At 35.7% G+C, this 11,387-nt stretch carries 8 protein-coding genes and 3 pseudogenes; 2 read left to right on the top strand and 9 right to left on the bottom strand.

The features are described 5' to 3' along the window. Positions 1–83 precede the first annotated feature (83 nt). Positions 84–1,034 (top strand): annotated as a pseudogene (locus LIZ98_RS15115) (RNA-guided endonuclease InsQ/TnpB family protein); the annotation flags it as partial. A 290-nt stretch (positions 1,035–1,324) separates the two neighbouring features. Here the strand turns inward: LIZ98_RS15115 and LIZ98_RS15120 are convergent. From LIZ98_RS15120 to LIZ98_RS15135, 5 genes and pseudogenes are all read right to left on the bottom strand, one after another. Continuing rightward, positions 1,325–1,978, bottom strand: a pseudogene (locus LIZ98_RS15120) (carbohydrate ABC transporter permease); the annotation flags it as partial. 66 nt (positions 1,979–2,044) lie between these two features. Continuing rightward, positions 2,045–3,067: pseudogene (locus tag LIZ98_RS18140) on the bottom strand (sensor histidine kinase); the annotation flags it as partial. A gap of 16 nt (positions 3,068–3,083) precedes the next feature. Then, positions 3,084–3,296 (bottom strand): hypothetical protein, encoded by a 213-nt coding sequence (locus LIZ98_RS18030; RefSeq protein WP_255602274.1) that lies wholly within the window; start codon positions 3,294–3,296, stop codon positions 3,084–3,086. After that, positions 3,272–4,078 carry a substrate-binding domain-containing protein gene (locus LIZ98_RS15130; RefSeq protein ID WP_255602275.1) on the bottom strand — a complete coding sequence of 269 codons (807 nt, stop codon included), beginning with the start codon at positions 4,076–4,078 and terminating at the stop codon, positions 3,272–3,274. The genes LIZ98_RS18030 and LIZ98_RS15130 overlap by 25 nt, the downstream gene beginning before the upstream one ends. A 602-nt stretch (positions 4,079–4,680) precedes the next feature. Then, the gene (locus LIZ98_RS15135) at positions 4,681–5,505 is read right to left on the bottom strand and encodes an MBL fold metallo-hydrolase (RefSeq protein ID WP_041845866.1); all 825 of its coding nucleotides are present in this window, start codon (positions 5,503–5,505) and stop codon (positions 4,681–4,683) included. A gap of 470 nt (positions 5,506–5,975) precedes the next feature. Here LIZ98_RS15135 and LIZ98_RS15140 point away from each other — a divergent pair, with 470 nt between their 5' ends. Beyond that, entirely contained in the window at positions 5,976–6,488 is a 513-nt protein-coding gene (locus LIZ98_RS15140) for a glutathione peroxidase (protein ID WP_227140131.1), read from the top strand. A 116-nt stretch (positions 6,489–6,604) separates the two neighbouring features. Here the strand turns inward: LIZ98_RS15140 and LIZ98_RS15145 are convergent, their stop codons facing one another. The 4 genes from LIZ98_RS15145 to LIZ98_RS15160 form a co-directional block, all read right to left on the bottom strand. Beyond that, positions 6,605–6,811, bottom strand: coding sequence for a hypothetical protein (locus LIZ98_RS15145; RefSeq protein WP_227140132.1), 207 nt, complete (start codon positions 6,809–6,811; stop codon positions 6,605–6,607). A 13-nt stretch (positions 6,812–6,824) separates the two neighbouring features. Then, entirely contained in the window at positions 6,825–7,688 is an 864-nt protein-coding gene (locus LIZ98_RS15150; RefSeq protein ID WP_227140133.1) for a methyl-accepting chemotaxis protein, read from the bottom strand. Positions 7,689–8,446: 758 nt separating this feature from the next. Beyond that, entirely contained in the window at positions 8,447–9,907 is a 1,461-nt protein-coding gene (locus LIZ98_RS15155) for a glycoside hydrolase family 32 protein (RefSeq protein ID WP_227140135.1), read from the bottom strand. Positions 9,908–9,935: 28 nt separating this feature from the next. Next, positions 9,936–11,177 carry an MFS transporter gene (locus LIZ98_RS15160; RefSeq protein ID WP_227140134.1) on the bottom strand — a complete coding sequence of 414 codons (1,242 nt, stop codon included), beginning with the start codon at positions 11,175–11,177 and terminating at the stop codon, positions 9,936–9,938. Positions 11,178–11,387: the final 210 nt, after the last annotated feature.

Genomic DNA, 11,387 nt, shown 5'->3' on the forward strand with positions numbered 1-11,387 from the left:
ATAAATGGTTGGCCACTATACCTAATTATATCAAGCAATGCTTAAATATTTCTGTATGCGAAAGTTGAGTAAGTAATAATGTAACGAAACAAGCTATTAAAGATGCTTGTGATGCTTACAAACGATTTTTTAAAGGACTATCAAAATATCCAAAATTCAAAAGTAAAAAGAGATCTACACCTAGTTTTTATCAGGATAATGTGAAAATCAAATTCACAAAAACACATGTAAAAGTAGAGGGATTTGCTTCAAGTAAAAAGTCAAACAAACAAAAGATAAATTGGATTCGATTAGCTGAAAAAGGTCGTATTCCATTTGGTGAAAATGTTAAGTATACGAATCCTCGATTTACATTTGATGGTTTGAATTGGTGGGTATCTGTTGGAATAGAAACAGATAGTAATTATTCTCCTTCAAAAACAGAAGGGATAGGTATTGACTTAGGAATAAAAGATTTAGCTGTTTGTTCTGATGGTAAAGTTTATGGAAATATAAATAAAACAAAAAGAATTAGGCAATTAGAAAAGAAAAAGCGCAGGTTGCAACGCAAAATATCAAGAAAATATCAAATGAATAAGGAGGGTAGTCGTTATAAGAAAACACGCAACATTATAAAAAGTGAAAAGCAACTTTTAAAAGTTTCACGAAGACTAACGAATATTCGTCATAACTACATACATCAAATCACTTCTGAGATCGTAAACAGAAAACCAATGTTTATTGTTTTAGAAGATTTGAATGTAAAAGGTATGATGAAAAATAAACATTTAGCTGAATCTGTTCAACAACAATGTTTTCAAGAATTTAGGAGACAAATTGAATACAAGTCGAATTGGAATAATATTCGCTTCATTTTGGCGGATAGATGGTTTCCAAGTTCTAAGTTGTGTTCTTGCTGCGGAAAACTTAAAAAAAACTTGAAGTTATCCGATAGAACTTTTGAATGCGGATGTGGAAATATTGTTGACCGAGATTATCAAGCGTCTATAAATCTTAAAAAATATGGTGAAAATGTTTTAGAATCTGTATTTTAACAATGCAAGTTAATGTAGACATGTACCGATTCGTTAGTCGGGAATTTACGACTTTGGAGTGTTACACCAAATGCAAGTAGCGATCTGTTCACTAGATAGACGTGAAAGCAGACACGATGAAGAAGTAAGGAAACATAAAAGTTGTAATAAATTATAACTTTTTTATAAGTTTTCTGTAACGGCGTCTGCTCATATTTGCCAACACGTTTGCTTTCAAAAACATATCATCCCAAGAATTTTTTCACTCTTGGGATTATGTTGATTAAGTTGGGCGAAATTGGTTAGTTCCATCATCCTTTCACTGAACCGGCCAACAGTCCGCGGACAAAATATTTGCCAAGGAAGATATACACGAGCAATGTCGGTAACGCGGCAATGAGAGCACCGGCCATCTGTACATTCCATTGAACGATTTGGCTGCCGGACAGGTTCTGCAGGGCGACCATGATTGGCTGCTGATCGGACTGGGTAATTGTTGCCGCAAATAAAAATTCATTCCAAATATTCGTAAACTGCCAAATCCCGACTACCACAAACCCGGAAATCGACAGCGGCAAAATCATATAGCGAAAAATCCCTAAAAATCCGGCTCCGTCCATTTTTGCCGATTCAATCATTTCATCGGGAATATTCGCATAAAAATTGCGGAACATCAATGTCGTAATCGGAATTCCGTAGACAACATGCACGAAAACAAGACTGGTTATTGTATTATACAAACCCATTTCCCGTAAAAATTGAATAAGCGGGATTAAAATACTTTGATAAGGAATAAACATACCAAACAAAATCCCCGTAAATACTATCTCCGAGCCTTTAAACTTCCATTTCGATATTACATAGCCATTCATTGCCCCTAATAGAGCAGATATTATGGTTGCAGGTATTACTAAATAAAAGGAATTCAACAAGTTTGGAGCCAATTTTCCAAATGCCTCGCTGTACAGCCGCGGTACACGTGTATCAAGACAGCCCTCATCAATATCGGTATGAAAGGTAATTCGATCAAAAAAGCGGGTTTGCTGGATGTAGAAATAGTCTTTTACCACTTTTACCTCTTCACGTAATGGTACTGATTTCTCCAAATCTCCTAAACTATAGCGGAGAAGGGAAGAAACCGATTCAATCAATCTTGTTGTTTGATCGGCATTTTCTAAAAAAGCCATCCTTGAGATTGTATTCAATGTGTTAAATAAAAAATGCGGATTCACTTGATTTTGTAAATGTTTTAATTCCAGTTCTTTCATGAGTTGTTCCTGCTCTGACTTTTTTTGCATTTCCTGAATTAATTCACGAATATTCCCGCGCATTTGATTAAAAGCTTCCCCTAAAATCTTCATTTCATCATTGGATTGGATTTCAATTGTCTTTCCGTCTAATTTTCCCGCTGAAACTTCCCTGGCCATATTCGTCAGCACCTGGATTGGTTCATTAAGTTCTTTTGAAAACCAAAGAGCGAAAAAGACTGCCAAAAGAACAGATGTTAAAAACAAATAAATAATAAATTGACGAAACGCATCATTTCGCTCATTCAACTGCTGATAAAAAGACTGGTATTCCGTCAATTCCAAATCAATTAAGTCAAGCGTTATTTCTTTTAAATAGATGGCAGTATTTTGTGCTTCTTCCAAGTGGTCATTATACATATCGATATTATCACGAATCGCAAAACCGATTGTCAGTTCCCCTTCTACAATCAATGTATCAATCACATTTTCATATTTTTTTAATTGATACGGGTCGATTCCATCCATTTTTTTCGTTAATTTAATTTTTTCATTCTCAATCTCTCTACGAATCTTTTGAAAGTCGATAACATCATGTGAATCACGTTCCACAACAAAACGGTTCACTTTTTTAATCAGTTCATTTGTCTTTTGCGAAATGGAATTGAATAAGAGAAAGTGTTCGAAGCTGGAATTATATGTTTTCATCAGTTGATTACTGCTTAAAAAAATGGCGGTTGCAACGATATTAAATAAGATAACAAAGACGAAAAAATAAGTAATCAGTTTGCTCCGGATTGACTTCATAACCTGAGAATTCCTTCTACTTGTTATTTTCTTGAATATGTTCCTGCAAAAATTGGTTCAGGTCATTTTTCCGTATGATACTTGTAGGGGTATGCTGATTTTTTTCCGGATGGTTGCCCTTCTTTAATTCAACCAGCATATTTACTACAGTGTATCCCATTTCATATGGATGTTGAACAACGATGGCATCGATTTCTTCGGCTTCTAATAGTTGAATATTTTCAGGCAAGGTATCAAATGTGATGACATACGGATCGGAATTGGCCGCATCGTCCGGATGACTTGCGCAATTCCGACCCCGTCTAATGCACTTGTACCGTAAAAAGCCGTGATATTCGGATTCTCTTTCAATAAGTCATATGTAGCTTGTACCGCGCCGGTTTTTGATATATTCGATTCCTTTATGCCAACGATTTTTATTCTTAATTCATTCTTTACCGCTTCTTTAAAACCCTCCACTCGAAGTTGCTGGTGAATAGCATCTTCACGTCCAATAACAATGCCTACCATTTGTTCACCTTTCGTATCTTCAATGAAAGCCTTCCCCGCCATAAAACCGGCCATATAGTTATCTGTACCGACATAGACATCCCTTCTGCTTTCCGGCAGATCCGTATCAATCGTAATAACCGAGGTTCCTTTTTCAACCGCTTTATTGATAAGCGGAGTAAACGCTTCATCAGATAAACCCTGTACCATAATTCCATCCACTTTTCCGGCAGTCTCTTTGTCAAAAACTCTCACATGATCATTGAGATTGGCACGTTTTGGCCCGATGTATTCTAAATACACCCCCTGTTTTTCCGCAGCATCCCTCGCCCCTTTTTCAACTTGACGCCAATATTCATTGTCCTCTACTTCCGGGATTAGAACGAAATGATAATCATATTTTAGTTCGGTGGTACTCGTTTCTTTTTTTACATAAAAGGTATTTTGACCGTAAAAAAACATAAGAAATGCACTGATTAGAAAAACTAGAGCAAATATGGAGTAAACCAGTTTCTTTTTCAATCGGTATCACCTCATTGGAAAGATGGAGATTCGCAATTTTTTAAGTATATTTATCTCTGATATTTCTTCAAAAAGATGAATAACTCCTGCAAAAAAATGGTAGGTTGTGTTATCGCTTTTCTCCAACTTGCTTGAAAACATTATGTAAAATGCGGGTTATGTCAATTTTTAGTTGAGGAAATGGTTGTAGCGGTGGTGAATTATGATTGGTAACTCTGCATGTTTTGTTAAGGAAATGAATGCAGATGAATGATGATTGGCTACTCTGCTTTTTTTGTTAAGGAAAAGAATGCAGTGATGAATTATGATTGGCAATTCTTTTTTTAGTTAAGTAAACGAATGCAGCGGAATGAATGATGATTGGCTACTCTGCCGAATGTCAAAGTAATTTTGACAAATACTTTTTGCTTGCGACGAAGGGGAATATTGGCAGAATCATGTATTTTTGAAGGATTTAGTGTGGTGTTAGTAAATTTTTTTGAGGATGGAAAAAATAAAAGAGAGAGCTCATTTTTTTCAACTCTCCCCTTCTTGCTAAAAAATACAGAGCGTTCTATTTGCGACTTACAAACATTTGAGTGGCGGCGTTTTTGCTGGTCAAGTTAAATACTTACTTGTTCATGATGTTTAATAATGGAGTTTACGATATGAATCGAATCCCATTCGCCGGAAGAGAAAAATGTGATCGGATATTTTTTCGGAAATAATAGATCCTTTATTTCTTCCGGCGTGTTCCCTTCCCTATATAGTTTGACAATATTTCCTTCGAGGTCCAACAAATAATCCAATTTTCGCTCCAAAGCTTTCCGCCCGTTTTTCAGGAAGCCGGCGTGATTGCAAAACACTTCCTCAAAATCATAAGTTAAGACTCTTTTTAATGATGCGATAATTTCCAGAATATTTTCCTCCCGAAGAACCACCTTTGTCTTTTCCTGACAATAAAGATCTCCGGTAAAAAGCTGCCCTGTGGCCTCATTTAAAAAAGCAAGATGATCAATGGCATGGCCGGGTGTGTTGATAACCGTCCAAGATGCATTGGCAGACTGAAAAGTTTTCCCAATCGCTTCTGCACGGAACGGTTTTCGCCTTCCCCAAAAAACTTGACGGTACATCGGATAATCTGCCTTTTTCGTACAATAGTTAATCATGAGATCATTCATGAAAATCGGAACCTGAAATTTTTCCTGCAAATAAGCCGCACATCCGGTATGATCCTCATGAAAATGGGTAATTACTACTTTTTCTATATCAAGCTGTTGGAAAAATGGCGTGAAAAACCGTTGCAACGACTGGGCCCCCGTATCAATTAACACACCATCAATGAAAAAGCAATGAACATTTAATTTAACACCTCGAAACGCAACCGTCCCATTCCCCATTCTTACCCCATTCACTGTCTGTTCCTCAAATTTCTTTTTAAACAACATAGACCCACATCCCGAATTTGATTATTTTTAATTGTATCATAAGGTGAATGACTATTCACTCGTTTTTCTGTGCAACTTGGGATGTTGTCCGATAATCCAATTTTGGTGCATGATTATATATGGTCATGATTTGCTACGGGATTTGGTTTGTCGGCAAAAAAGGGGTGGCTTGGCTAAAAATGGTGACGACAATTGGTCTTACTGATTTATTGGTTTTCGTAGGTGCGATACTCACGTTTTAATAGAAAATATACATCCCCAATTATTGAAATTCATTAATATATCGTGTACGATTAAAATGCGTACGATTTATTTATGAGACTACTGAATACGTTCACTTACATAATATATACGGCGAACTACAAGAAAAACCTAGTTTGACGAGGAATCTTATAGATATTACTGAAATTTTTTAGTGGTCTCTTTATTACGATGTGTTATTAACTTTCAATTTTGTTAGGGGGCATAAAATGAAAACGGTCTATGATTTTACTGTTAAAAAAACGAATGGTAACGGACAATCGCTCAAGGACTTTGAAGGAAAAGTTTTATTGATTGTCAACACTGCAAGCAAATGTGGGTTAACGCCTCAATTCAAAGACCTCCAAAAACTTTATGACAAATATAAAGATCAAGGTTTTGAAATTTTAGGGTTTCCGTGCAGCCAATTTAACAACCAAGAATTTGATAATATTGAGGAAACAACCCAATTTTGTCAGGTAAATTATGGTGTGACCTTTCCAATGTTCGCAAAAATCGATGTAAATGGAGAAAACGCAGATCCACTATTTACTTATCTGAAAGAACAAAAAGGTGGCGTTCTTTCTAAAGATATTAAATGGAACTTCACGAAATTTCTTGTCAATAGAAACGGACAAGTGGTAGAGCGCTATGCACCTACAACAACCCCTAGTAAAATCGAAAAAGATATCATTCAACAATTGTCATTACAAGAAACTCATCATAAACCTTTTCATGAATAATCAGGCGGTCAAACTCTGCTTTTAATCTTGTCCCGCCAATTTCATCAATTATAATGTCTACAATTGCCTCATGATTTTCTTCTATATAAGCAACAGCTCTTTCAAAAACTCCTCGTTTAACAACAGGATTGGTTTTTTTCCCATTGTTTCTGTGCAGTTTGTGCCGATATATATGCAGCATTTAAATCATCTATATTTGCAGCTCTGTACATTGCAAGAATTTCCCCGTTATATGGGTTTTTATTTTCCATCACGAGACTACTATTCCCGTCTCTCCATTCTCGATTTATATATTGACCAGATAATTTTCGAAAGTTGATCATTTTTATTCCTCCATCATTGATTAAGTTCAATATTTTCCTTGGCTAGTTTGGCTAAATTTTGTAAGTTTGTGTTAATTTCCTCCATTGTTGCAGTCAATTCTTCAATTGCTGCAGACTGGGAATCTGATTCTGTACTTGCTTTTTGAACATTTTGATTAAGTGTATTAATTACATTCTTTATTTGATTGGTAATCGATTGTATTTCATTAACTTGGTTTTTTGAATTGGTAGCCATTTTACGAATTTCATCGGCTACTACTGAAAAGCCCCTTCCATGTTCACCAGCTCGTGCGGAATCGATTGCTGCATTTAATCCGAGCAAATTACTTTGATCAGCAATTTCTTTAACAACATTAGATACCATTTCAATAAGATTGACACTATTATTTACTTCATTTGCCTTATCAGAAATAAAATTCATGTTGTCAGCAAGTTGAGTAATCGAGACAGCCATTTCTTGAATGGTATTTGTTACCTCATTAAAAACGCCGGAGAGATTGGAAGCAACTTCAGATAACTTATTGGCTTTCTCAACATTTAAACCAACTCCCACGCCACCAATCACATGCCTGTTTTCATCATGGATAGGAACCGCACGAGCAATCAGATTTACACCAAATAATTCAGCAGGTACTACCATCGCTTGGTTTTTGTTTACTCGGATTGCCTTCGTGATAATACCTCCTTCAACAAGAGGATCCCCCGGTGTCACATTAAGGGAAAATGTTTTTGCAGGAAAATTTTGGATTAATTTTTCCGTATCATAAATTCCAATTGTAATATCTTCATTTACCAACATTTGAAAATACGGGGCTACTTCAACAAACGCTTTAAGTATGGGATGATATTCTCCATCTTGAGAATAATCTTGGTTCATTTTTTCATTTACTCCTTTCAGCTCTTGGATAGCTAGTACGTATCCATAAATTTATATCGGCAAAAAGGGAATGTTTTTAAGTAAACTTTAGTAATTAATTAAAATGACCTAAATTATCCGATTAATTATTCGTAATTGCGATTCATTCCAAGACTTTCGAAGTTACCTTTGTTTTCCCTATCCTATTTCCAACGGGCAATAACTTTTTTATGTTTCATACTTTCTCTTCCCAACTTTGACGGTAAAATAAATAAAGACTCCTTGAAAACAGCGTCAGGTCAACATTTTCAAGGAGTTAATTAATTTTTAAAATGTAGATATGCATAAAATGATTTTCAATAGGATTTTCTATAATTAAATATAAAACCATAGAAAAAATGATAATAAAAGAGCTATCTTAAAGTACATCTTCAAAAATTTTATTGATAAAAGAATAGGTTCGATTGATTTTCGTTTCGATGGCGGACGCGCACCTTAGGGCAGGACTTGAGCCGCCTCAATGCTCGCTTCCTCCCTCCTGCTCACGTCTGCTCGTGTGACTGTCGCTATCACTTTCGCCACAAAAGCCTTTTCGCTGCCGCTATGCTTTCGTCGAATATGTTTGCTGTTCCCGCAAGACTCTGAATAAGCTTCCACGAATTTGCATCGTACAAAGGAAAATGCGACTAGCATTTTTCGAGGGAGTCGCCGCCACCTTCATTTCAATCAACCTACACACATTGAATTAATTTTTGACTTTCTGGACAGCCTGGATAATGTCAATTCCATATATCTTTTAATTTCCAATAGGTAAAATCATTTACAAAGGCTGTTCCGTTTTCGGAAATAAGTTCGATTCCTAATCTCTCTTCTTTTGGATATATCCGACTCGTCATGGTTACTTCCCCGTTGTTAGCAAAAACTTCAATAGATGATCGGTCGATAAATACACGGAGGATAATTTTTTGATTATCTTCAAGAGTTGCACATCTTTCACCGTCTTCCTTTTTACCGGATTTTGTGCAATCCATTGTTAACTTTTGATTATTGACTTGATAGGAAATAACTGTCTCTTCCTCATTCATTCCTCTAACCTTTAAACCAATCGTTTGAGCAGTCGTGTTTCCTAAATCAATTACTACCTTCAATTCAAGCAAATCTTCTTTCGTTTCAACAAGAAGATTTTTCTTGATCAACTGATTTGAACAAACATGATGCTCTGATTTTCGCAATAAAGTAAGTTCCTCAACAGGGTTCATTAAGATTTTATTATTTTCTCCTAAAGTTAATTGTCTTGGTAATGTTAAGGCACCAGCCCAGCCGTCCTCTTTCGTAGGCATGTTCGATTCCCACATATCCATCCAACCAATCGCAATACGCCGACCTTTATCATCGAGGAATGATTGAACTGCATAGAAATCATGTCCTCGATCTAATTCGAAAAATGATCCATGTTCATATTTATTTGTTTCGTAATTATAGTCACCAACGAAATAACCAGTTTGGTAAATATTTTTATAAAAGTCTCCTTGCGCTTCAATCCCTTGAGGCGAAAACAATAAAATATACTTTCCATCTAATTCAAAGAAATCCGGACATTCCCACATATATCCAAGCGTTCCATCACTTTCAGCCAAAACTCCAAGATATTCCCATTGTCTCAGATCCGTTGATTTATATAAAACTACTTTTCCTATATTCTCTTTTCTAGTACCTAGAATCATATACCACAAATCATTATGTTTCCAAACTTTTGGATCGCGGAAATGTCCTGATCCGTCCTCTGGATGTTTTGGTATAACCGGATTATTGGATTCTTTTCGAAAATGAATACCATCTGTACTCGTTGCAATACACTGGCATTGATCCAGTATATCTTTTTCCTGATCGATAAATCTATTTCCGGTATATATTAATGTCAATACACCATCATCATCAACTGCGCTTCCGGAAAAACAACCATCTTTGTCATACTCTTCTGTAGGAGCAAGCGCAATCGGTAAGTGTTCCCAATGGACGAGATCTTTGCTTTTCACATGCCCCCAATGCATTGGTCCCCAGTTTTCATCAAATGGGTGATGTTGATAAAAAACATGGTATTCACCTTTATATTGAATTAATCCATTCGGGTCGTTAATCCAATTAGCCGGTGCCATAATATGGTAACCCAGGCGATATCTGGGATTAACCTTTTTCTTAGCTTCATTTATGGCTTCATTTGCGCTTTTAAGTTTGTTTATCATCGTCGTTGTCATCTAAAACTTCCTCCTATACCGCATGATTTAAATTTGGTTCATTATCGTTTCCCACGTTTTTCTTTTTAGAATTTAAAAGAGTATAGCTTGATATTAAAGTAAAAGCTAATACCGTTATTCCCATTAGTAAATACGTATAACGGAAACCGATATGATCGTAGAAGGATCCAGCAATTGGTGAGAGAATTGAAGCACCAACTTGTGTAGCAAACTGAAATCCTACCAAATACAATACCGAAGATAGCCGAGTATCGAAATTTGCTACTAAATATTTAAAAATAGCAATGAGCATGATTGGTAGTTCTACTGCATGAATAAGCTTCATTCCTGATATTCCAATTGGTCCAGTAACAAGACCAGAGCCAATAATACGGAACGCCATCAAAAGGCCAGCCAAAACCAATCCTTTTTTCGGTCCAATTTTATTAACAATAAATGGGGCAGCAAACATCATCCCTGCTTCAAGAAAGACTTGAAATGAATTTAAGTAGCCAAATACTTGGTTCCCGATTTGCTCACTTGGGAAGAGTGATGAATAATATAATGGGAATTGTTGATCGTAAACATTATAGAAAACGGTTACACCTAGGACATACATTATGAAAAACCAAAAATCTTTCAAAAGAAACAGTCTTCCAACGTCTTTTAACTTTACCGATTCTGCTCTTTCAATTTCTTGTTCCGTCATTTCAATTTTTACAGATAAAATGATTGCAAATAATACAATTGCCGAAATAGAGGCTACCCAAAAGTTTATATTCGGATTAATATTGAATAACTGCCCTGCAAAGAACGTAGCCGCTGCCCAACCTAATGAACCCCACATTCTTGATTTACCATATTCGAAATCATAGCGGCGGCCGACTTTTTCAATATAGGATTCTATGGCACCGACACCTGCAAGAAAAGTTGTACCTAGAAATAATCCGCCTACAATCCCCCCCAATAATACATTGTATTTTAATAATGGACCGTAAACATAAATGAAAAATGGACCAACTAATAAGAGTAGTGCACTAATAAAGAATAAAATATTTTTCTTTAAACCAATCTTATCTGAAACATATCCATAAATCGGTTGAATACATAAGGCAAAAATAGCATTAATAGAGAAAATAGTTCCGGTTGCCGCACCACTCAATTCTATTTCTTGACCTAACCAAATTGAAAATAAAGAATAACTTGAAGACCAGGTAAAAAAGAAAAAGAAGAAATAGGCACTTAATTTCCAATATAGGTTCTTTGAATTCTCCATTTTTATTTGCTCCTTTGATAAATGATAATATTTGGAGGCGCCTTCAAGCGTATTATATGTCAACCGGTTTCATATGTCAACCGGTTTCATACGGTAACCTATGAATTTTTTTGTACTAATGCATAAATTTTGGGCATCGAGTAGCAAGAGATTTTAGAGCCTCTGCCAAAATAAAAAATATACCCTTGAGCGAGGCTCTGGAAAATTAAT

This window comes from Caldibacillus sp. 210928-DFI.2.18 (assembly GCF_020554505.1).
GTDB lineage: Bacteria > Bacillota > Bacilli > Bacillales > Caldibacillaceae > Caldifermentibacillus > Caldifermentibacillus hisashii.